This window comes from Halorubrum sp. Atlit-26R (genome assembly GCF_003666015.1).
Taxonomy (GTDB): domain Archaea; phylum Halobacteriota; class Halobacteria; order Halobacteriales; family Haloferacaceae; genus Halorubrum.
The window spans coordinates 300,771-322,231 of sequence record NZ_QPLT01000002.1 but is presented as its reverse complement, the minus strand read 5'-3'; the positions used below and the strand labels follow the sequence as shown (position 1 = coordinate 322,231).

At 69.6% G+C, this 21,461-nt stretch carries 24 protein-coding genes and 1 tRNA gene; 12 read left to right on the top strand and 13 right to left on the bottom strand.

Annotated elements, in window-relative coordinates; genetic code table 11:
- Positions 1-207 precede the first annotated feature (207 nt).
- Both DVK07_RS04030 and DVK07_RS04025 read left to right on the top strand, forming a co-directional pair.
- Complete coding sequence (locus tag DVK07_RS04030) at positions 208-468, top strand: hypothetical protein (RefSeq protein ID WP_017343421.1); 261 nt, start codon at positions 208-210, stop codon at positions 466-468.
- Complete coding sequence (locus DVK07_RS04025) at positions 469-720, top strand: type II toxin-antitoxin system HicA family toxin (RefSeq protein WP_017343420.1); 252 nt, start codon at positions 469-471, stop codon at positions 718-720. It abuts the gene before it with no gap.
- Between the two features lie 253 nt (positions 721-973).
- Here DVK07_RS04025 and DVK07_RS04020 read toward each other — a convergent pair whose 3' ends face one another.
- The 3 genes from DVK07_RS04020 to DVK07_RS04010 all read right to left on the bottom strand — a co-directional run bounded on the left by DVK07_RS04020 (position 974) and on the right by DVK07_RS04010 (position 3,219).
- Entirely contained in the window at positions 974-2,173 is a 1,200-nt protein-coding gene (locus DVK07_RS04020) for a pyridoxal-phosphate dependent enzyme (protein WP_121595851.1), read from the bottom strand.
- 223 nt (positions 2,174-2,396) lie between these two features.
- Positions 2,397-2,470 (bottom strand) — tRNA-Ile (locus DVK07_RS04015).
- A 104-nt stretch (positions 2,471-2,574) separates the two neighbouring features.
- Positions 2,575-3,219, bottom strand: a complete 645-nt coding sequence (locus DVK07_RS04010; RefSeq protein WP_121595850.1) for an FxsA family protein — start codon at positions 3,217-3,219, stop codon at positions 2,575-2,577.
- Positions 3,220-3,376: 157 nt separating this feature from the next.
- On the opposite strand from DVK07_RS04010, the gene DVK07_RS04005 reads away from it, so the two are divergent.
- Both DVK07_RS04005 and DVK07_RS04000 read left to right on the top strand, forming a co-directional pair.
- A complete protein-coding gene (locus DVK07_RS04005) occupies positions 3,377-4,084 on the top strand; it encodes a DUF1405 domain-containing protein (RefSeq protein WP_121595849.1) in 708 nt (235 codons plus the stop codon).
- A 59-nt stretch (positions 4,085-4,143) separates the two neighbouring features.
- On the top strand, positions 4,144-5,190 hold the full coding sequence (locus DVK07_RS04000) for a hypothetical protein (protein ID WP_121595848.1): 1,047 nt from the start codon (positions 4,144-4,146) through the stop codon (positions 5,188-5,190).
- Between the two features lie 433 nt (positions 5,191-5,623).
- Here DVK07_RS04000 and engB read toward each other — a convergent pair whose 3' ends face one another.
- Both engB and DVK07_RS03990 read right to left on the bottom strand, forming a co-directional pair.
- Positions 5,624-6,244 carry a GTP-binding protein EngB gene (gene engB, locus DVK07_RS03995; protein WP_121595847.1) on the bottom strand — a complete coding sequence of 207 codons (621 nt, stop codon included), beginning with the start codon at positions 6,242-6,244 and terminating at the stop codon, positions 5,624-5,626.
- 79 nt (positions 6,245-6,323) lie between these two features.
- Positions 6,324-6,614 carry a hypothetical protein gene (locus tag DVK07_RS03990; protein WP_121595846.1) on the bottom strand — a complete coding sequence of 97 codons (291 nt, stop codon included), beginning with the start codon at positions 6,612-6,614 and terminating at the stop codon, positions 6,324-6,326.
- Between the two features lie 109 nt (positions 6,615-6,723).
- Here DVK07_RS03990 and DVK07_RS03985 point away from each other — a divergent pair, with 109 nt between their 5' ends.
- Positions 6,724-7,473, top strand: a complete 750-nt coding sequence (locus DVK07_RS03985) for a 5-formyltetrahydrofolate cyclo-ligase (RefSeq protein ID WP_121595845.1) — start codon at positions 6,724-6,726, stop codon at positions 7,471-7,473.
- Between the two features lie 32 nt (positions 7,474-7,505).
- Here DVK07_RS03985 and DVK07_RS03980 read toward each other — a convergent pair whose 3' ends face one another.
- Together DVK07_RS03980 and DVK07_RS03975 are read right to left on the bottom strand one after the other, a co-directional pair.
- A complete protein-coding gene (locus DVK07_RS03980; RefSeq protein ID WP_121595844.1) occupies positions 7,506-7,709 on the bottom strand; it encodes a hypothetical protein in 204 nt (67 codons plus the stop codon).
- Between the two features lie 219 nt (positions 7,710-7,928).
- Positions 7,929-9,023: an archaeosine biosynthesis radical SAM protein RaSEA gene (locus DVK07_RS03975; protein ID WP_121595843.1), complete on the bottom strand. Its 1,095-nt coding sequence runs from the start codon at positions 9,021-9,023 to the stop codon at positions 7,929-7,931.
- 214 nt (positions 9,024-9,237) lie between these two features.
- Here DVK07_RS03975 and DVK07_RS03970 point away from each other — a divergent pair, with 214 nt between their 5' ends.
- On the top strand, positions 9,238-11,139 hold the full coding sequence (locus DVK07_RS03970; RefSeq protein WP_121595924.1) for a bifunctional UDP-sugar hydrolase/5'-nucleotidase: 1,902 nt from the start codon (positions 9,238-9,240) through the stop codon (positions 11,137-11,139).
- Positions 11,140-11,234: 95 nt separating this feature from the next.
- On the opposite strand, the gene DVK07_RS03965 is transcribed toward DVK07_RS03970, so the two are convergent.
- Entirely contained in the window at positions 11,235-11,720 is a 486-nt protein-coding gene (locus DVK07_RS03965) for a hypothetical protein (protein WP_121595842.1), read from the bottom strand.
- 278 nt (positions 11,721-11,998) lie between these two features.
- Here DVK07_RS03965 and DVK07_RS03960 point away from each other — a divergent pair, with 278 nt between their 5' ends.
- The 3 genes from DVK07_RS03960 (at position 11,999) to DVK07_RS03950 (ending at position 14,745) form a co-directional block, all read left to right on the top strand.
- Positions 11,999-13,930 (top strand): aldehyde ferredoxin oxidoreductase family protein, encoded by a 1,932-nt coding sequence (locus tag DVK07_RS03960; protein WP_121595841.1) that lies wholly within the window; start codon positions 11,999-12,001, stop codon positions 13,928-13,930.
- A 69-nt stretch (positions 13,931-13,999) separates the two neighbouring features.
- The gene (locus DVK07_RS03955) at positions 14,000-14,338 is read left to right on the top strand and encodes a hypothetical protein (protein ID WP_121595840.1); all 339 of its coding nucleotides are present in this window, start codon (positions 14,000-14,002) and stop codon (positions 14,336-14,338) included.
- A gap of 38 nt (positions 14,339-14,376) precedes the next feature.
- Positions 14,377-14,745: a hypothetical protein gene (locus DVK07_RS03950; protein ID WP_121595839.1), complete on the top strand. Its 369-nt coding sequence runs from the start codon at positions 14,377-14,379 to the stop codon at positions 14,743-14,745.
- 40 nt (positions 14,746-14,785) lie between these two features.
- Here the strand turns inward: DVK07_RS03950 and DVK07_RS03945 are convergent, their stop codons facing one another.
- From DVK07_RS03945 to DVK07_RS03930, 4 genes are read right to left on the bottom strand one after another with little or no spacing between them, the layout of a single operon-like run.
- On the bottom strand, positions 14,786-15,142 hold the full coding sequence (locus tag DVK07_RS03945; RefSeq protein ID WP_121595838.1) for an AzlD domain-containing protein: 357 nt from the start codon (positions 15,140-15,142) through the stop codon (positions 14,786-14,788).
- Between the two features lie 55 nt (positions 15,143-15,197).
- A complete protein-coding gene (locus DVK07_RS03940; protein WP_121595837.1) occupies positions 15,198-15,887 on the bottom strand; it encodes an AzlC family ABC transporter permease in 690 nt (229 codons plus the stop codon).
- A 2-nt stretch (positions 15,888-15,889) separates the two neighbouring features.
- Positions 15,890-16,732, bottom strand: a complete 843-nt coding sequence (locus DVK07_RS03935; protein ID WP_121595836.1) for an RNA methyltransferase — start codon at positions 16,730-16,732, stop codon at positions 15,890-15,892.
- Positions 16,729-17,319, bottom strand: coding sequence for a hypothetical protein (locus DVK07_RS03930; protein ID WP_121595835.1), 591 nt, complete (start codon positions 17,317-17,319; stop codon positions 16,729-16,731). The genes DVK07_RS03935 and DVK07_RS03930 overlap by 4 nt, the downstream gene beginning before the upstream one ends.
- Positions 17,320-17,433: 114 nt before the next feature.
- Here DVK07_RS03930 and DVK07_RS03925 point away from each other — a divergent pair, with 114 nt between their 5' ends.
- The 3 genes from DVK07_RS03925 to DVK07_RS03910 all read left to right on the top strand — a co-directional run bounded on the left by DVK07_RS03925 (position 17,434) and on the right by DVK07_RS03910 (position 20,619).
- Positions 17,434-17,991 (top strand): DUF192 domain-containing protein, encoded by a 558-nt coding sequence (locus DVK07_RS03925; protein ID WP_121595834.1) that lies wholly within the window; start codon positions 17,434-17,436, stop codon positions 17,989-17,991.
- 471 nt (positions 17,992-18,462) lie between these two features.
- Positions 18,463-19,746, top strand: a complete 1,284-nt coding sequence (gene folP / locus DVK07_RS03915; protein ID WP_199719411.1) for a dihydropteroate synthase — start codon at positions 18,463-18,465, stop codon at positions 19,744-19,746.
- Positions 19,747-19,908: 162 nt separating this feature from the next.
- Positions 19,909-20,619 (top strand): 6-hydroxymethylpterin diphosphokinase MptE-like protein, encoded by a 711-nt coding sequence (locus DVK07_RS03910; protein ID WP_121595832.1) that lies wholly within the window; start codon positions 19,909-19,911, stop codon positions 20,617-20,619.
- On the opposite strand, the gene DVK07_RS03905 is transcribed toward DVK07_RS03910, so the two are convergent.
- Positions 20,616-21,401 carry a creatininase family protein gene (locus DVK07_RS03905; RefSeq protein ID WP_121595831.1) on the bottom strand — a complete coding sequence of 262 codons (786 nt, stop codon included), beginning with the start codon at positions 21,399-21,401 and terminating at the stop codon, positions 20,616-20,618. The two genes, DVK07_RS03910 and DVK07_RS03905, sit on opposite strands and share 4 nt — an antisense overlap.
- Positions 21,402-21,461: the final 60 nt, after the last annotated feature.

Sequence of the window (21,461 nt, the reverse complement as noted above, 5' to 3'; positions counted from 1 at the left end):
CTCCTCTGCGTCCAGCGCGACGTCCGTAGTGAGCGACTCGCTTGCGTCCGGCTCGGCCCAGATATCGTCGTTCGCCGCTCCGCTCGTCTGTCCAGGGAGCGTTTCTGAAATCCCTCGTGAACCACGACCCGGGCTTTCTATCTGGACTCGTACTTGCTGAGTCCCATCCGACAGAACGCTTATTCGAGCTGTCCCCGAAAGACGGGTATGGCGAGTGCGACGCGCGACGCCCACGACGGAGAGGGCGTCGAGTTCATCCACGAGGACGACGGCTCGATAACCGCCAAGGACATCGAGACCGGTCTCGCCTCCTTCGGCGACACGAAGGCCGAAGCCCTCCGCATGCTCGCGGAGGCGATCGAACTCCATGAGGGCGGCGGCGAGCCCGTCACCGAGGAAGACCTCGAAGAGTGGGGTCTCGAAGACTCGGAACCCGGTGACGAGGAGCTTCCCGACTTCATGGAGTGAATGGTCCGGACGAGCTTCTCCGGGCGCGAGATCGCGTCTGTGCTTCACGACTTCGGCTACGAGCGCGTCGGTCGGGTCGGAAGCCATCTGAAGATGCGATACGAGTCACCGGACACGGACGAGGTTCGAGTCGTGACGGTACCGATGGCGTCGGAAGACGAGATACCGACCGGGACGCTCCAGTCGATCGCAGACCAGTGCGGCGCCGACGATTTCCACGCGTGGTGCGAGTGGATCGACGAGCATCGGTGACCGGGGGTCACGCTCGTCGACGTCGACCACGACCTCGGCGCCACGCCCGTCCGGGCGCTGCTGCTCGACCCTGTGATCGGGTGCGACACCCCGACGTTATGGGTCAATGGCGCGAACTGGGCGAACGGACGGCATCTCTCCGACACCAAGACGAGCCGGTAGCGACCGACTGAGGGGCCGGCGCGCCGGCGAGAACCGAGCGGACCGACAACCGACCGCCGCTCTCCCGATCGGCCGCCCGCTCGTCGACGGCTCACGGCACCGCGTCGCGGACCGCGTCGGGGACGTCCGCCCGGTCGACCTCCCGTACCGACGCGGCGTCGACGGCTGCGCCCCCGTACTTGTACCCCGACCCGGTCAGTATCACGGCGACGTCGTCGTCGGAACCGAACTCCCCCGACGCGGCGAGCTCCCGGACCGCGGCCGTGGCCACGGCGCAGGACGGTTCGACGGAGACCCCGGCGTCCGCCGCGAGGCGCTCCGTCTCGTCGAGCATCGCCTCCTCGGCGACGGAGACGACGCCGCCGCCCGTCTCCGAGACGGCGGCCAGCGCCCGGTTCCCGCTCGGCGGATCGGCGTTGTTGATCGAGACGGCCGCCGTCGGCTCGCCCTCGACGGGCTCGACGCGCGACGCGCCGCGGCGGTACGCCCGCGCGATCGGGTCACAGCGCGCGGCCTGCGCGAGGTAGATCCGCGGCACCGCCGAGAGCAGTCCCGCGGCGTCCAGTTCCCGGAGCGCCTTCCAGACCCCGCTCGCCTGTCCGCCGCTGCTGACCGGCAGGACGATCGCGTCGGGGGCGTCGGGGGCGAACGCCTCGCAGATCTCGTACGCGACCGTCTTCTGTCCGGCCACCCGGAGCGGGGCGTCCGAGTTGAGGAACGCGACGCCGAGGTCGCCGTCGAGGGTGTCGTCGTAGAGCCGCCCGTACTCGCCGCGGACCCGGAACAGGTGCGGGTCGTGTTGCGCGATCATCGCGAGCCGCGAGTCGGGCGTGTCTTCGGCCACGAGGATGATCGCTTCCCGGTCCGCCGCGGCCGCGTGGGCGGCGACGCTCAGCGCCATGTTGCCGTGCGAGACGGTGCCGACCGGGCCCTCCGTCCGACCGGTACCGACCGCGGTTCCCCGATCTTTGAAGCTCCCCGTCGGGTTGACGCCCTCGACCTTGAGATGGATCCGAGGCCCGTCCGCCGGTTCGATCGACGGCGCGCGGAACAGCGGCGTCCCGCCCGCGGCGGCAGCCAATCCGGTCGGCGTCGCAGCGGGAAGCACTGACTCGTAGCGCCAGAGGGTGTCTCGCCCGAGCGAGACCCCGCTCCCCGTCGTACCGCTCGCGTCGGGCCAGTCGAACCCGGCGGTGTCGGTCTCGAACCAGAGCGGTTCGCCGCAGCGGCAGCGGGCCGCGTCGCCGAACGCGTACGTCTCGCCGCAGTCGTAACACTCCAGCTGCTCCATACCCCTCCCTCGCGGGCGGTGTACAAATGACTGGTCACGGCTCAACGACCGAGGAGCTCGGTCGACTAACGCGGATCGGGAGACAGCGGCGACTACCGACGCAATTCTCTGCTCAGACAAGACGCGGTAGTGGTGCCACTATCGGGGTAGAACGACGAAATTGGGTGGCTGGGGAGTCCCAGCCCACCAATCTCGCCCGGTCGGAGACCGAGCGGGCAGTAGGTGGGCCAACACGGATTTGAACCGTGGACCTCCCGGTTATCAGCCGAGCGCTCAACCTGACTGAGCTATTGGCCCAGGTGAGCGCATTCAGTCGTTGCGCGGGTAGGATTTTAAGGGTTTCCTTTCGGCAGTCCGCCGCCGTGTTGCGGTTTCACGGGGAACTCACGTCGCCCGCGCCGTCAGTCGGTTCGCTGCTGTTCCCCGTCTTCGACCGTGTAATCAACGTCGACGACGTCGTCGTCCGTCGACGCGCTCCCGCCCGAGCCGTCCGCGTTCCCGCCGGCGCCCCCGTCGGGGCCGGCACCGTTGCTACCGTCGAATCCGTCCGGGCCGCCACCGGGGCCGCCGGGACCGCCGCCGGGGAACCCGCCGCCGCCCATCGAGAAGCCGCCCTCACCGTCGTTCGGGAAGCCGCCGATGTAGACGTTCCCGGAGAGGAACCCGTCCGTCTCGCGCTCGATGTACGGGACGACGACGTACTTCTTCAGGGCCACGCGGATGGGGACCCGCGAGAGCGGGAGCGCGAGCAGGAAGCCGACGGCGTCGGTGACGAGCCCCGGCGTGAGCAGGAACGCGCCCGCGGCGATGAGCAGCCCGCCGTCGAGCAGCTCGTCGGTCGGGGGCTTCCCCTGCGCCGCCTTGCGCTGGATACGGGCGAGGGTCGCGCGCCCCTCGGCGCGCAACAGGAGCATCCCGAGGACGGCCGTCAACACGACGAGCGCGACCGTCGCGGGCCACCCGAGCCGCGTCGCGACCACGATCAGGAACAGCGCGTCCACGAGGGGGACGACGAGGAGCAGCGCGAGCAGCGTTCGCGGGCGCATACCCCCGCCTTTCCCCCGGGCGCCCATAGCCCTTTTCGTCGCGGCCGCGGGTCGGGTAGGGGTCGGGTGGGGGTCAGTCGCTCGGCTCCTCCGCGCGCCCGCCGGTCGCGCCCGCCGCGACCGCCACGGCTTTGCCCGCCCGGTCCGAGCCGGCGGTATGGACATCGTCGGCGCGCTCGGCCGCGACCCGCCGGACCGCGAGTCGCTCCCGCGGTGGGTCGCGCCGCTCCCGAAACGGCTGGAGGACGTCGCCTTCCGCTTCGCGTGGGTCATCGTCGCGATCAACCTCGTCGGCACCGCGTTCGGCTTCTGGTACTACCGGTTCCAGTTTCAGGCGCTCCCGACCGAGATGTGGATCTTCATCCCCGACAGCCCCGGCGCGACGCTGCTCATCGCGCTCGCGCTCGGCGCGTGGGCGCTCGGCCGGTTGAGCGACACCCTTGCGGCGCTGGCCTTCTTCGGAAATATCAAGCTCGGACTGTGGACGCCGTACGTCCTCGTCGTCTTCTGGCCGGAGTTCCTCGCGGTCAACGGCCCGGCGCTGTACGCGTTCCTCCTCTTCAGCCACCTCGCGATGGTCGTGCAGGCGTTCGTCCTCCACCGGATCACCGACTTCCCGCTGAAGGCGGTCGCGGTCGCGACCGCGTGGTACACCGTCGACCTCCTGATGGACTACTTCGTCCCGATCGTCGGCGACGTGACCCACACCTCGCTGCCGTACGCCGACGGCGCCCCGTGGTTCACCACGACCGTCCTCCAGGTCGCGGCCGCCGGCGCCGTCGCGCTCACCGTGGTCCCGCTGTTCTGGGCGCTCGGCACGCGGATCGCGACGCTCCGAGACCGCGCGAGCGACTCCGGGGCGTGATCGGACGGCGCCGCGATCGCGCTCACCGATTTAAGTGACCGGGCGACGTCGGATCGGCCATGAGCCACTACGAGCGGATCGCGGACCTCTCGGTGACGATCGAGTCGGTCGGTCGCCGGCGACACACCGCGAACACGACGAGCGGCTTCGAGCGGACGACCACGGAGTACCGGCTCTCCGGCGACGGCCTCGTCGGGCGCGGGGAGGACGTCACCTACGAGACCGCCGACCACGACGCGCTCGCCGGCACCGACCCGATCGACGTCGAGGGGGAGTGGACGATCGACGAACTGTCGGACCGGCTCGACGAGATCGACCTCTTTCACGGGAACCCGCCGGAGAACGAGGCCGCGCGCAACTACCGCCGCTGGGCGGTCGAGAGCGCGGCGCTCGACTTGGCGCTCAGACAGCGGGAGGAGTCGCTGGGCGAGCGGCTCGGCGTCGACCCCGAGCCCGTCCGCTTCGTCGTCTCGACGCGGCTCGGCGACCCGCCCTCGACCGACCGCGTCGAGGCGCTGCTCGCGCGTAATCCCGAGTTGGAGTTCAAGCTTGACCCGACTCCCGACTGGCCCGAGGAAGCGTTCGAGACCCTCCGGAAGACCGACGCCGTGCGCGTCCTCGACCTGAAGGGGTGGTACGAGGGGACCGACGTGGACGTCGAGCCCGACCCCGAGCTGTACCGCGACGTGTTCGCGGCGTTCCCGGCCGCGGTCGTCGAGGACCCCGCGTTCACGCCCGCGACGAGCGCGCTCGTCGAGCCGCAGGCCGACCGCCTCTCCTTCGACTACCCCATCGACGGCGTCGAGAGCCTGACGTCGCTCCCGGTCGAGCCGGGGTGGTGTAACGTCAAGCCCTCGCGGTTCGGCACGCTCGAATCGCTGTTCGAGACGATCGCCTACTGCGAGCGCGAGGGGATCGAGCTGTACGGCGGCGGGCAGTTCGAACTCGCGAGCGGCCGCACCGCGATCCAGACGCTCGCCGCGCTCTGTTACCCCGACGGGCCGAACGACGTGGCGCCCCGGGCCTACAACGACCCGGACGCCGAGCCGCCGTACCCGAAGAGCCCGCTCCGCCCGAGCCGCGACGCGGTCGGCTTCGAGTTCTAAATTGATGTGAGTTCAATCGGTGACCGGGTCAACCATTTAAAAATAATCGGCGGCGCGCGCCTCCGAGCGCCCTACGGGCGCGAGGAGCGTCGCGCGAGGGAGTCAGTCGCCGGAGCGAAGCGACGGCGACTGACGAGGCTGGGGAGGCGTGAGGCCGCGGTGCGGGGTGGGACTCAAAGGGGCAGCCGCGAGGACGAAGCCCGGCGACGTAAGCACTGGAGGGAGCGAACGGAGTGAGCGACCGAAGCGCGCAGCGAGCCGCGCGAGTCCTCGCGGCTGGGGCTTTGGAGGTGTTCACCGTCGATCGACACTCATCAGTTTATAAGTGAGCGGCTGGGGCTTTGGAGGTGTTCGCTGTTGATCCGCACACTCTCAGTTATAAACAAACAACCGAATTCACGGAGCAACCGACCCCGCGACCAGACTCGACTATTTAAGAAACGAACTTCAGCAGGTCGTCGCGGTTGTGGTCGTGGAAGCGCGTCCGCAGACACTCCTCCAGCGCTTCGATGTCGCCGCGCTTCGCGCAGATCGGCGCCACGCGGTCGGACCACTGCTGCCACGGCGGGTACAGCCCCAACCGATCACAGATCTCGTCGAGCCGCTCGTCGACGTCGTCGATCTTGTCGGTCTTGTTGACGGCGACGATGGGCTCGACGCCCACGTCCTCCAGGAAGCCGAACATCTCCACGTCGTGGGGGATGTTCCCGCGCTCGGCGTGGCGGTCGATGATGTCGACCGCGGCCTTCCCGTCCATCACGACGACGCCGGCCAGAATGGACTCGGCGTTGTCCTCTAGGTACCGCACGATGTTCGTCTTGATCTGCTCGCGGTGCTCGTCCTCGATGCCGGACATGAACCCGAACCCGGGGAGGTCGGTGAACATGAAGCTCTCGCTGGCCCAGTCGAAGTGGTTCGGCTGCCGGGTGACGCCCGGCTTGCCGCCGGTCGAGAAGTCGTGGCCCGTCAGCTCGCGCATCAGCGTGGACTTGCCGACGTTCGAGCGCCCCACGAGGACGACCTCGGCGTCGCGGTCCGGCCGGTCTTCGAACATACGCGTACGTGGTCGGTAGAGCGGTTTAAAAGGCGCGTCGCGGAGCCGACGGCGGCGGCCGACGACCCCTGCGGTCTCCTCACTCGCTCGACGGCGTCATCGACCGGCCCTTGGCGACGCCGTCTGCGATCACCTTATAAATCGCGCCGAAGACGCCGGCAAAGACGACCACCGCGCCTAAAAGCCCCACGAGCAGACCGAACAGCGCCAGCCCGAAATTCGGCTCCTGCCTGAAGCCGGTCTCGGTCGCCGCGGCGACCATCCCGCCGCCGACGGCGGCGACGACTTGGCCGACGATCACCACCGCGACGTAGTAGATCATGATTCGGAAGCCGTACGCGATCCCCTCGGTCACCGAAACGGTGTCCATGGGTGCGGAAAACATCAGGCACACATAGTGTTTGCTTCAGCTACATGTAATGTCCGAGCGGCTCAGCCGACGGCGGAACGTTGATGCCCGCAAGCGGACAGGTCGACTCATGGACAAGCAGGCCGTCCGCGAGGCGGTGTGGGACGCCTTCGACGAGGGCGATCAGGCCCGGTTCCCGTTCCCGCCTCACGACCGGATCCCGAACTTCGCCGGCGCCGACGCCGCGGCGGAGCGGCTCGCGGAGACCGAGGCGTGGGACTCGGCCGCGACGCTGAAGGCCAACCCCGACGCGCCGCAGCTCCCGGTCCGCCGGGCCGCGCTCCGCGCCGGCAAGACCGTCTACGTCGCGCAGCCGCGCCTCCGCGACCCGGACCCGTTCCTCCGGCTCGACCCCAGCGAAATTCCGCCCGACGAGATCGACGACGCCACGACCGTCTCCGGCATCTCCGAGTACGGGACGCCGACCGCGCCCGCGGACGTCGCGCACGTCGACCTGATAGTCGCCGGCTCCGTCGGCGTGACGACCGACGGCGCCCGGATCGGCAAGGGCGAAGGGTACAGCGACTTGGAGTGGGCGGTCCTCCGCGAGCTCGACGCGGTCGACGCGGACACGGCGGTCGCGACCACCGTCCACGAGCTCTCGGTGCTCGACGGCCCCGAGTCCGCCCTCGACGCCGACGTTGACCTCCCGGATCCCGACGCGCACGACGTTCCGCTCGACCTCGTCGTGACGCCGGTGCGGACGGTGCGGACCGACACGTCGTACGCGCGACCGGACGGGGTCGACTGGGACGCGCTCGACGCGGAGAAACTATCTGAGATACCCGTCCTCGCCGAACGGGCGCCTGAAAAGGGGTGACCGCGGATCGCGATCGGCGTGTACGACCGCGACTAATCGGCGTGCCGCGGCGTCGGCGCCGATCGCTCGGGCCGGTGGTCGGCGACGTGACCGCACTTCGGACAGACGACGGTGCGCTCGTCGCCGTCGCTGACGACGAGCCATCCGTCCGACAGGGGGCTCTCGAAGCGACACTCCGGACAGAAGAGGACCGACTTCCCGCGGGAGGGCGGGGAACCGCTGGCGTCTGCGTTCATGGGAACCGGTAGGTGCCGGAGCTATAAGGGTCTTGTTCGACCTGATCGTTCAGTATGATCGGGTTTGACAAACGTGTCTGTCACGTACTTCCCGAGATAATAGATCGTTCATTTTTAAATTCGGAAAAATACTGATCGGTATCTGTCACCATCGTTCGGCGGTGTTCAGGCGCCCGTCTCGTACTTCCGGTCCGCGCTGGTGCCCGTCCCTGCCGCGGACTATCGCGCCAAGGGCATGTTGTAGCTCGTCTCTTCCGCCATCACGTACTCCCAGGTGGCCTCGCACTCGCAGGACACCTGCTCGAAGACGCTCGGGTCCTGCCGCCTGTCGAAGTCCTTGATCGCCGTCTGGACGCGGTCGTCGCACTCGCCGCAGTTGTGCGCCCCGCGGTCGGAGCCGTGGCCGACGGGGTCCGAGACGACGATGGCGTCGACGTCGGCGGTCTCCTCGAGGACGTGCGCGACCGACCAGAGCCACGGCGGCCGGTAGCCGCCCTCGAAGAACAGCTCGTCGACCATCGTGTACCGCTGGACGTTCGTCGGGTTCATCGAGACGGTGTGACAGCCGTCGACGTCGGCGCACCGGCGGATCGAGTCGATCATGTCGGCGGCCGCCTCGGGCTCCGCGAGGAAGGGCGGCTTCATGAGGAGGTACGCCTTGATACCCACGTCGGCCGCGAACTCGCCGTCCGCCGCGGCCGCCTCGGCGCAGGCGTCCTCGAAGTCGGCGAAGTCGAAGTACTTGTTCACGCAGTCGTGGCGCACCCGGTCCGTCGCGGTCTCCAAGCCGACCGCCACGTCGGTCGCGATGCCGTGGTCCGCGAAGTCGGCGATCTTCTCGCGGTCGACGAAGTCCGGCAGCGACTCGACGACGATCCGGTCGCGGTCCGCGAACGTCTCGGCGATGGCTCGGCGAGTCTCCGCCGGCACCTCGCGCTCGTCGAGGAAGGAGCCGGAGGTGTAGATCTTGATCAGCTCGGCCGGCTCGTCCGCCTCCTCCGCCTCGTGGTCGAGGCACGCGTCGATCTGGGTCATGAGGTCCTCGTGCGCGACGCTGCCGCCCTCGACCGACTCGGCGACGTAGCCGCACATCGTGCAGCCGCCGGCTCGGGCCCAGCGGCAGCCGCCGGTGTTCAAGATGATCGTCAGGGAGTTCACCACGCCGTCGGGCGTGTTGTCCTCGTCGATCCACACGCGGGTGGGCTCCGTCGGGTCGTACGTCTCCGAGCGCTCGGCGCGGATGTCGCGCATCACGGCGTTGTGCGCGTCCATCCCGCGCCCCTGCTCGTACGCGTCGGGGCTCGGCTTGCTCATTGTCGGGAGGAGCGGGCGAGCGCGTAAAGCCGTGTCGTCATCGCGGACCGGTGCCGCCCCGTCGCTATCGGACCGCGGTTCCGGATCGGGCGTTCGAGTACTGTTGTAAAAAGTCCCGTCAGTATAAATATATACTAATCTATAGGAAGATTTTATAAACGCCGCTAAGTGGAAGAAATTGATGTCACGGGACCGTGACTACGGACGGCGTGACGTGCTGCGAGCGGGTGGAATCGTACTCGGCGGGTCGCTCGTTTCCGGGTCGGCGACGGCCGCGGACGGCGACGGCTCGACGACGCTGACGCTGCTGTCGTACAACGACGTACAGACGGCGGCCGCGGAGGACAAGAACTTCCCGCGGTTAGTGACGCTCATCGAACAGCGCCGCGCGGCGGCCGACGGCCCGGTCGTCGTGGTCGGCGGCGGCGACGAGGTGGGGCCGCACGCGCTCAGCCCCATCTCGCAGTGGCGCGCGCCGGTTGACGTGCTCAACGAGGTCGACCCGGACGCCGACGTGATCGGCAACCACGAGTTCGACTACGGCCTCGATCCCATCTCGGACGTGACGGCCGACTCCGAGTTCCCGTGGCTCGCGACGAACCTCGTCGACAGCGACACCGGCGAGGCGTTCGACGGCACGGAATCCACCAACATCGTCGAGCGCGGCGGCGTCAGCGTCGGGATCATCGGCCTCGTCGACGAAGGCGCGACGTTCGGGAAGACGAACATCGACTTCAACGAAGAGGGGCTCACCCTCGAGGACTACACCGAGACGGGGCCCGCCGAGGCGAAGCGGCTCAAGGAGGAGGAGGAAGTCGACGCCGTCGTCGCGCTCGCGCACACCGGCATCGGCGACGCCGAGGCCCTCGCCGAGGCCGACGCGGACGACGACATCGACGTGATCGTCGTCGGCGACGACGAGCAGTTCTACCCGCCCGAGGAGGTCGACGGGTCGATCGTCTCGGAGGCGCGGGCCCGGGCGCGCTACCTCAGCGAGATCGAACTGACGATCGACGGCGGCGAGGTCACCTCGTTCGACGGGCAGCTGATCGAGGTCACCGACGACGTCGAGAAGGACCCGACCGCGTCACAGATCATCAACGAGTACCGCGGGGAGGTGAGCCTCGACTCGCCGGTGGTGGAGACGGAGACGCCGCTCGACGCCACGTTCGGCTCGAACTACCACCGCGAGACGAACTACGGAAACGTGGTCACCGACGCGATGCGCGAGCGCGTCGACGCCGACGTCGCGATTACGAACGCCGGCGGCATCCGCTCCGACTCCGTGTACGGCCCCGGCGAGATCACCGGCGGTGACATCTTCAACACCCTCCCGTTCCCGAACACGGTCGTCTCGCTGGAGCTCACGGGCGAGGAGCTCGTCGAGACGCTGGAGAGCCAGGTCATCACGCTGGAGAGCGAGACGGGACAGAACTTCGGCGAGGAGGTCTCCCAGCAGACCAGCGGCGTGCGCTTCGAGTGGGTCCCCCACGAGGACGCCGACGAATTAGTCCGCGACGTGTACGTCGGCGGCGAGCCGCTCGACCCCGACGAAACCTACGAGGTGGCCGTCAACAGCTTCATCGCGAACGGCGGGAGCGGCTACCCGCTCGAAGACAAGGTAGCCGAGGACACCGGCGAACTCCAGGCGACGACGGTCGTGAACTACTTAGAGGAGAAAGATACCATCGCCCCGACCGTCGAGGGACGGATGCAGCGCGTCGACCGCGACCTCCCCGACGCCGCCGTCACCGTCGACGGGAACGGCAAGGTGGTCGCGCAGTTCGACGCGCCCGACGACGTCGAGTCCGTCGCCGAGGACACCGTCGCCGTGTGGACGACCGACGGCGAGCACCTCGACGCGGAGCACGTCGCCTTCGGCGAGGGCGACGAGACGCTGGTCGTCCGCCTCGACGACGGCGACCTCGCGGACACGATCGAAGACGCGGCCGACGGCGACGAAGTCTCGCTTAACCTCTACGCCGAGTACGAGTCGAGCGAGTACGACCACGTCTACTTCGAGCGCTCGCGGCTGAACGCCGACGTGACGGCGACCGTGCGCCGCCGGGGTCGGGGCGCTTCCGGACGCGGCCGCGCCGCTCCGCCCGGGCGCTGACGCCGACGACGCGCCCGGTTCAGCGGCACTCCCGGCTCGCCGACGCCGGAGGGGTCAACGCTCGGCCTCGCGGTCGCTCGCCGACGCCGGAGGGGTCAACGCTCGGCCTCGCGGTCGCTCGCCGACGCCGGCCCGCGGCCGCGAACGACCGCGACCGACGCTCCGATCACCGCGCCGCCCGCGTTGACGGCGGCGTCGCCCCACGCGAACGAGCGCCACGGGATCGGCGCCTGGACGAGTTCGATCCCGAACCCGAACGCGGCCGCGCCGGCGGCCGCGAGGAGCGGGCGGTATCGCCGCCCTCGGGCCGCCGGAACGAGCAGGGCGGCGAGGACCGCGTACCCGACGAGGTGAAACGGATCGGTGAGACCGATTCCTGCCGGGAGGGCGTCGAGTACGCCCCCGAGCGCGCCGCCGCCGCTCCCGCCGGACGACGCCGGGACCGGAACCACCGATCCGACGAACACGACGACCGCGAACCCGAGCGCCCTCCTTCGGTCGCGGCTTGTCGGCTCAGGACCGCGGTCGGTCGGCTCCGGATCCCGCCCGGTCGACCGCGTCCGTCCGTCTCGATCGGTCACGGTCGCGCTTCGACTCGCCGCCAATTATGTGCTGCGACTACGGGATATCCGGCGGCTGACCCCCGATACCGACCGAAACCGGTCGTTCACACCACGTCGTCGCCGGACGATGTGAGTCGTTCGCACCCCGCCGTCGTCTCCGAATATTTCCGCGTCGGTCGAGCGCTTTATTTATAAGTCCCGGCCGGTCGACGCGGCTCGTTGCGTAACCGGTACCAGTTGCGTTCAGAGGTGAACAACTAACACGCTGTGGGCCCACTATAATGAACGAGCATTACATGACTGAAATGGGCGGCTACAGAGACCGTGTGGCACAGGTCGATCTCGGCGGCGGCGAGGTCAGCTACCGCGGGATCGACGACGACGACGCGGAGAAGTACATCGGCGCGCGCGGGCTCGGCGTCAAGTACGTCTTCGATAAGGGTCCCGACGTGGACCCGCTCGGACCGGAGAACCGACTGGCGTTCATGACGGGGCCGCTGACGGGCACACAGACCGTGATGAGCGGTCGGATCGCCCTCGTGACGAAGTCCCCGCTGACGGGGACGGTCACCGACTCGCACCACGGCGGCTGGTCCGGCGCGCGGCTCAAGTGGGCCGGACTCGACGGGATCTTACTCGACGGCGCGAGCGACGAGCCGGTCTACCTGTTCGTCGAGGACAGCGACGTCGAGGTACGCGACGCCTCCCACCTCTGGGGCCAGGGCGTCCACGACACGATCGACCAGCTCGGCGAGGAGGTCGACGGGAAGGTCGGCCGCGACGTCTCCGTGATGGCGATCGGCCAGGGCGGCGAGAACGAGGTGCGCTACGGCTGCGTCATCAACGAGGACGACCGCGCCTCGGGCCGCGGCGGCACCGGCGCCGTGATGGGCTCGAAGAACGTGAAGGCGGTCGTCGTGAAGTCGGGCACCGACATGCCCAAGCCCGCCGACCCGGAGACGTTCCAGGAGGGGTACCAGCAGGCGATGGAGGTCATCCGCGAGTCCGACGTCACCGCGCCCAACGAGGGCGGGCTCTCGATGTACGGGACGAACGTCCTGATGAACGCGACCGAGGAGATGGACGGGCTCCCGACGAAGAACGCGAAACACACCTCGACGGAGGCGTACAGCGAGGCCGACGGCGTCGACGTACAGGCCGAGCGCGTCTCCGGCGAGAACGTCCGCGAGAACATCCTCGTCGACGAGCCGACCTGTCACTCCTGTCCGGTGGCGTGTAAGAAGGAAGTCGAGGTCGACGTGACCCACAAGGGCGAGGACCTGAACGTCCGCATGGAGTCGTACGAGTACGAGTCCGCGTGGGCGCTCGGCCCGAACTCCGGCCACGACGACCGCGACGAGATCGCCGTCATGCTCGACCGGTGTAACGAGCTCGGCATCGACACCATCGAGACGGGCAACATGATGGCGATGGCGATGGAGATGAGCGAGGAGGGCAAACTGGAGGGCGTCGGCCACCTCGACTGGGGCGACTCCGAGACGATGATCGACCTCATCGAGGAGATCGGCCACCGCTCCAGCGACCTCGGCGACCTCCTCGCGGAGGGCCCCGAGCGCGTCGCCGACGCGAAGGACGCGCACGGCAACAAGCTCTCCGTGAAGGGCCAGACGATGGCCGCCTACGACCCGCGCTGCATGAAGGGCATGGGGATCGCGTACGCGACCTCCAATCGCGGCGCCTGCCACCTGCGCGGGTACACGCCGGCCGCCGAGATCCTCGGTATTCCGGAGAAGGTCGACCCGTACGAGTGGGAGGGGAAAGGCGAGCTCACCGCCACCTTCCAGGACCTCCACGCGGTGTCGGACTCGTTCGACATCTGTAAGTTCAGCGCGTTCGCGGAGGGGATCGAGGAGTACGTGCTCCAGTACAACGGCGTGACCGGCCGCGACCTCTCGGAGGACGAGCTGTTCGAGGCCGGCGAGCGCGTGTACAACCTCGAACGCTACTACAACAACCTCGCCGGCTTCGACGGCGCGGACGACACGCTGCCGAACCGGTTCGTCGAGGGGCATCCGGACGCCATTCCCGGCACGGGCGCCAGCGAGGGCGAACTCGTCGAACTCGACCAGCTGAAGGCCGAGTACTACGAGACCCGCGACTGGGTCGACGGCGTCGTCCCCGACGAGAAGCTCGACGAGCTCGGCATCGACATCGGGCCCGGCACCGGCGTCTCCGCCGGCGACTCCGCGGCCCCGGCCGACGACTGATCGAGCCCGCGTCGCGGGCGCGGTTGCGGTCCGAGTATTTTTAAGTTGATTCCGCCGGTAGCGCCGCCCATGTCGCACGACCCGCTCTCCCCCTCCGAAGCCCTCCGCACGCCGATCGGTGCCGTCCTCGCGGCCGTGAGTCTCCTCGTGTTCGTCTACTCGCTCGTGATTATCGGCCAGATCCTGTTCGGCGTCTGGGTCGTCCTCGTGCTCGCCGCGGGGCCGTACCTCTCGTACCGGCTGCTCGCCGCGCTCGATTCGCTGGCCGACGGCGCCCAGCGGATCGCCGCCGCCCGCGAACGCGAGGCGCGAGGCGACGACGGGGCGCGGTTCGACCGCCCGGTCGACCGCGACGCCGCCGAGACGCGCGACCCCTCCGGCGAGCGCGCGACCGAGCGCGAGCGCTGACGCGACGGTTTATCTCGCCTCGCCGCGACCGGACGGGCATGAACTGGCGACTCGTCGCGACGGTGGGCGTCGGGGTGACCGGCTTCCTGGTCGCGGCCGCCGGCGTCACGGAACTGCTCGCGGCGACGACCGAGTTCTCCGCGCTCGTCGGACTCCCGGTCGGGGTCCTCGTCGGCGCCGCGTCCGCGGCCGCGACGCGGCTCCGACTCTGGAAGAATCCGGATGCTCGCCCCGCGCTGCTCGGCGTCGCCGCGGTCGGCTACGCCGTCCTCGCCCTCGCGGCGACCTCGTACGCGATCTCGTCGGTCCGGGGGTTCGTGAGCGTCGAGCGCGCGCTCGTCATCGCCCTCCTCGTCGGCGTCGTCGCCTTCGCGCTGGCGAGGCGCCACCCGGACCGGTTCGACTGACTCGGGCCAGTTTCGCCGGTCCGGAGTCGCTTCGCGCCCCTCACGCGAACACGACGAATCGGAAGATCCACAGGGTGACCATCCCGGTCGCGATGGTCGCGAACACGTTCTCGGTCCGCCACGCGACCGCGCCGGCGACGGCGCCCGCGATCAGCCGCTCGTCGAGGAGGGTCGCGGCGACCGAGGGGCGCAGCGTCACCAGGTCGGGGAGGACGAGCGCCGCGAGGACCGCCGGCGGGACGTACCGCAGCGGCCGCTGAACGCGCGTCGGGACCCCGTCGATCCGCCCGAACAGGTGGATGAAGGAGAGCCGGATCCCGTAGGTGAGGACGCCGATGACGACGATGGCGACCCAGGCGCGCGGCGAGGCGACCAGCCCGGCGAGCGCGCCGGTCACGGCGCGGTCACCTCCGCATCGACCGCGTCCGTCACGACCGCGTCGACCACGTCCGTCACGAGGCCCGCACCTCCGTCACCAGGCCGGCCGCAATCCCGCACAGCGCGCCGACGAGCAGGCCGAGGTTGAGCGGGAGCCCGGCGGCGACGACGGCGACCGCGCCGGCCGCGACGCCCGCGACGGTGGTCGGCCGGTCCTTCATCGCGGGGACGAGGAGCGCGAGGAACACGAGCGGCACCGCGAAGGTGAGCCCCCACGCGTCGGGGACGCCGGCGCCGAGGACGACGCCGGCGACCGTCCCGATCTGCCAAACGAGCCACAGCGACGCGGCCGCGCCGAGGTAGTAGCGCCACCGGCTGCGGTCCGGGTTCTCGTCGAACTCGGCGACCGAGAGCGCGTACGCCTGGTCCGTGAGCAGGTAGGCGAGCCCCGCGCGGAGGCGACGGCCGTAGTCGGCGAAGTGCGGCGCGATGGAGGCCGAGTACATCAGCATTCGGAGGTTGATCACGACGGCCGTGCCGACGACGACCGCGAGGGGGGCGTTCTCGCCGAGCAGCTCCAGCGCGGCGAGCTGGGAGGCGCCCGCGAACACGATCACGGACATCCCGACCGCCTCGGCGAGGCCGAGCCCGGCGTCGACCGTCGCGATACCGGCGACGAGCGCGAACGGCGCGATGCCGAGCATCAGCGGCGAAACGTCGTGCACGCCGGCTAACAGGTCCTCGTCGAAGACGGGGCCGCGCACTGTCACTGCTCCTTGGGATACGGCGGCTCGTCGTACTTCGCCGCGAGGTGGTCGGCGTGCTCCAACTTCGCGTTCGCCTTCCGGAAGGTGCCGAGCAGGGTGTGGATCTCGCGCTCGGTGGGGTGCGCGCGGCCGAGCAGCCGGCGCATCAGCAGCTCGTTCTTCTCGCGGACGTGCTCTCGCTGGCCGGTCGCCGCGAGGAACTCCCCGTAGAACTCGTGGAAGCGCTCGACGTCCGCCTCCGGGGCGCGGGTCACCTCGGTGTCGGGCAGCTGCGTCTCGTCGACGGTGAGGTCGCGGAGCTCGTACAGGAGCACGGTCGCGGCCTGCCCGAGGTTCAGGACGGGGTAGTCGTCGTCGGCCGGGATCGAGCACACCTCGTCGAGCCGCGAGAGCTCCTCGTTGTTGAGTCCGCGCCCCTCGCGGCCGAAGACGATGGCCGTGGGCGCGTCGACCGTCTTCAGCGACTCGCGCAGCTCGACGGGCGTCTTGAACGGAAAGCGCTCGTGGCTGCGGTCGTCCTCGCCGGTGATCGCGGTGGTGCCGACGGTGTGGTAGTTCGCGACGACCTCGTCGAAGGTGACCTCGTCGGCGTTCGGCAGCACGTCCTCGCGGGCGTGGCCGGCGAAGCCGTACGCCTCGCCGTCCTCCTCTATCTCCGGCGGGTCCACGAGCTTGAGGTCGGAGAGCCCGAAGTTCTTCATCGCCCTCGCGATGGTGCCGACGTTGCCCGGCGTCTCGGGCTCGACGACGACGACGACGGGCTTCCGGCGGCCGCCGCCGGAGTCGTCGCTCCCCTCGTCGGTCGCGGTCGCGCTCCCCTCGCTTCCCTCGCCGCCGCTCATCGGTCCGACGGGTAGTCGGCCGAGAGGTCGATGTCGGAGTCCGAGAGCTCCTCCTCGGTGATCTCCTCGCGTTCCGTGTCCTCCTGTCCGGCGAGTTCGAGGATGTCGATCCGCTCGCCCTCGAAGTCCTCCTCCAGTCGCTCTTGGACCTCCTGTTGGTCCGGCAGGTCCGGTAGCCCGTCGGGGTCCTCATCGACGTGCTCGACGGAGGCGTACCCCTCGGGGGCCTCGTTGCCGGCGGCGACCCACTCGTGGAAGCGGTCGGCGAACTCGACCGACCCCTTGTACTCGCTGCCGCCTTCCTCGCGGAACCAGTAGAGCAGGTCCGGCTCGTGTTCGGGGCAGAGGAGCACCTCGCCCTCCGGCTCTCCGTACACGATCTCCGCCTGGTTACAGCGGTTGATCTCCTCTTCGCCGTAGTCGAGGTAACAGACGTCGCAGGGCTCCTCGACGAGGCTGACGAGCCGCACGAGTCGCTCCCGGGGGTCCTCCGGAATCTCGTCGAGGGGCTTCAGTTCCTCGTCGTCGGTGAATATCTCGTCCTCCTCGAAGCGCCATCCGCGGAGGCCGATGCTCACTTTCGCCATGTCGTAGGCTACGCTCCGGCGGCGATAAAAGCGCGTCCTTCCCGGCACGAAGCCGGTCCCTCCGCCGTCCGGCGGAACCGGCTTTTTAAATCCACGAATCACTTCGGTGTGTGTATGAGACGCCGTCGGCTCCTCGGAGTGACCGCTGTTGCGACCGCGGGCGCCGCGGCCGGCTGTCTCGGGGGCGGGGACGTGGGGAGCGACGGCAGCGATTCGGGCGAAGACGATACGGGTGACGGAACCAACGGTGATATCGAGTGGCCCAGCGAGCCGTACGCCGACTACGAGACGACGACCGTGACCGTCGAGAGTCCCGAGGGAGAGGAACGGGGGTCGGTGACCGCCGCGATCGCGGACGACGGCGACAAGCGTCTCCTCGGGCTCAGCGACGCCGAGGCGCTGCCCGAGGACGGCGGGATGCTGTTCGTCTACGACGCGCCCCGACAGAGCCTGACGTACGTGATGCGTCGGATGAGCTTCGGCATCGATATCGTCTTCGTCGACGGCGATCGGGAGGTCGTCCGGATCCACAACGCGCCCGAACCGGGACCGAACGAGGACGGCGAGGAGCAGCGGTATCCGGGTTCGGGCCAGTACGTGTTGGAAGTCCCCTACGAGTGGACCGACCGCCACGGCGTCGAAGTGGGCGACTCGCTTCGGTTCGACTTATAAATAGAGTTTAGGTGGCCGTCCATCTGTTTATAAATAGATGGCGACGGATCAACGGTGTAGACCGCCAGAATCCCAGTCGGCGACTTATAAATAGCTGGTGACGGACCGACGGCGAACACCGCCAAAGCCCCAGCCGCGAGGCGGGCGCACGCTCGCTGCGCTCCTCGCTCAGTCGCTCACTTCGTTCGCTCCCTCGCTTCGGTGCTTACGTCGCCTGCGCCCGCCTCGCGGCTGCCCCTTTGAGTCCAACCCGACCGCCCCGCAACCGCACCTCACGCCTCCCCAGCCTCGTCAGTCGCCTCCGCTTCGCTCCGGCGACTGACTCCCTCGCGCGTGCGACTCGCGGCCTTCGGCCGCTCGTCGGCACGCGCCACCGCACCGTGACCGTTTATAAATAGATATGCGACTAGTTCCCCGGCGAGCGCGTCGGGTACTCGCCCCGTTTATGTCGCTCGCGCCCGTGGTAATCGTATGCGAAACGTGGACGCCGCGGGGCTGGGGATCGGCGACGACCACCCGCCCCGGATCATGGGCGTGCTCAACGTCTCGGAGGAGTCGCCGTACGACCCCAGCGTGTACGACGACCCCGGCGAGGCCGCGGCGTACGTCGACGAGGAACTCATCGGCGAGGGCGCCGACATCGTCGACGTGGGCCTCGAATCGGCCAACAAGGACCTCGACGTGCTCTCGGCCGAACAGGAGTTAGAGCGGCTCGACACCGCGATAGAGACCCTCGAATCGACCTCCGGCGACGCCGTCTGGTCGATCGAGACGCGCTACCACGAGGTCGCCGACGAGGCCCTCTCGCGCGGCTTCGACATGGTCAACGACATCTGCGGCTTCGCCGACCCGGAGATGCCCCGCGTCTGCCGCGAACACGACGCCGCCGTCTCGAAGATGGCCTCGCCGCCCGACTTGGAGCGACCGGGAGCGATCGAGGACGTCGGTGACATCTACGAGGCGCTCTCGATGAACGGCCTCACCGACAAGACGATCCTCGACCCCGCGTTCGGCGGCTGGTCCGAGGCGAAGACCCACGAGGACGACCGCGAGACGTTCCACCGCCTGCGCGAGTTCCGCGGCTACGGCCGCCCCTTGCTCGTCTCGATCAACCGCAAGAGCTTCCTGAAGACGATCGCCGGCCGCAGCACGGAGGAGGCGCTCCCGGTCTCGCTCGCCGCCACGTCCATGGCGGTCGAGCGCGGCGCCCACGTGATCCGGACCCACGACGTGGCGGAGACGCGCGACGCCGCCCTGGTCGGCGCCGAGTTCGCCCGCGACCGCCACCGCTCCGCCGGCGACGCCGACGCGGTCGCGGTCGAAGAGCTCGACGTGACGACGGTCCGAGAGGCCGAGCGCCACCTCGACCGGATCGGCGCGGCGGGGGCGAGGCAGGGCGACCGCGACGTCGCCCGCAACGCTGTCGTCCGCACCTACGAGCTCTCCGGCCTCGACGACGCGGCGGTCGGCGCCCTGCGCGCCGCGACGGTCGGCGGGGACGCGAGCGGCGCGGCGTTCGCGCTGGGCGATCCGAACCGCGCGGGGACCCCGCCAACCCCCTCTGCGACCGACGGCGGCACCGGCGGTTCGGCCGGTCCAGCGGGCGACGGCTCCCCCGACGACGGCCCCGCGAGCGACCGCCGCGGACTCCTGATCGGGACGCCGGCCGCGATCGAGGCGGTCCGAGAGGCCGTATCAGGCGTCTCCGACCCGCTCGACGCCGCGATCGACGAGATCGCCCGCGACGTGAATTAAGAGAAAGTTTATGCCCTCGTGTAGACAACCGATCGACCGGACGCCGGAGGGGCACGCGGGTAGGGGTACTCTGTGCCACTCCGGTCCATACCATAATTCGCCCGGCGAGCGGCGGCGCCGTTCTGCGCCCGGCGCGACGGTTCCCCGGAGCGTGGTCCGCCCGTGAAATTCGCGACCTTCGAGCCCGTCTACGAGGCGATCCTCGCCGACTTCGGGTTCGATCGGGCGGCCGACGAGCGCGCCCGCGACGTCGCCGCCGACCTCGCGACCCCGTTCCCGCTCGACCGCCTCGGCGACTGGGAAGGGGAAACGGTCGCCGTCGCGGGCGCGGCGCCGTGCCTCGCCGACGAGGTCGCGTTCGCCCGCGACGCCGACGTCGTCGTCGCCGCATCCACGGCCGCGGACGTGCTCGCCGACCGCGGCGTCGCCGTCGACTGTATGGTGACCGACCTCGACAAGAACCCGGAGACGGCGGCCGAACTGACCCGCGAGGGCGTGCCCGTCGCAGCCCACGCTCACGGCGACAACGTCCCGGCGGTCCGCGAGTGGCTCCCGCGGTTCGCCGACGAGTGGACGCTGGCGACGACGCAGGCGGCCCCGGCGGGGCCGGTCCGGAACACTGGCGGGTTCACCGACGGCGACCGCGCCGCGTTCCTCGCCGACCACGTCGGCGCCGGCGAACTGGTCTTCCCCGGGTGGAACTTCGACGACCCGGACGTCGATCCGATGAAGGCCCGGAAGCTCGATTGGGCCGCCCGCCTGCTGCGCTGGCTCGAACGCCGCCGCGGCGAGCGGTTCGAGATTCTGGACGGGAGGCGGGCGGCGGCCGACGCCGCGCTCCGGGAGGCCCTCGGCGACCGGTTCGACGACTAAGTCGGCTCCCGCTCCACTCGGGGCTCGGGGAACAGCTCCGCCTCGTCGCGCTCGCCGATCCACTCCGCTAACTGGACGAGCTGGCCCGCGGCGGCCTCGAACAGGCGCTCGCTCTTCTCCGGGGTCACGTCGGTCGGGTCGCCGAACGCGCCGTTCGCGGAGTTGTCGACCGCGTCGTAGAACGTTCGCGCGCCGTGGACCATCGTGTCGGCGCTCTCGAGGTCGACGAGGCCGCCGTCGCGGGCGTCTTCGAGCCGATCCTCGCGGACGAGCTCGGGCGCGAGGTGGGTGATCATCGCGGTCTCCTTGGGACCGGCGTGCGGGCCGTTGCGCTCGAAGAGGTCGTCGACGAGCTCCGGAATCGACTCGTCCCACATCCACTCGACGGCGTAGGCGACCTCGTCCTCGTGGAGCCGGCGGCCGACCTCCCGGAGGTGCTGGACGTTCCCGCCGTGGGCGTTGACGAACACGATCCGGTCGATGCCGTGGTACGCGAGGTTCCGCGAGAACGACTCGACGTAGTCGCGGAACTCGGGCGGGTCGACCCACATCGTCCCCGGGAACTGCCGGTGGTGCGGGCTGACGCCGACGTTGATCGTCGGCGTCCGGAACGCGTCCGACCGCTCGGCGGCCGCCGTCGCGAGCCCCTCCGCGATCAGGTGATCGGTCGCGAGCGGGAGGTGCGGGCCGTGCTGTTCGGTCGAGCCGAGCGGGACGAGCGCGACGGAGCCGTCCGACAGCGCGTCGCCCAGCTCCGGCCAGGTGTGGTCCGCGAGGTACATATCTCCGCCTCGCGCGCGACACGTATCAACCCCGCCGTCTCGGTCGGGTTCGCCGCAACC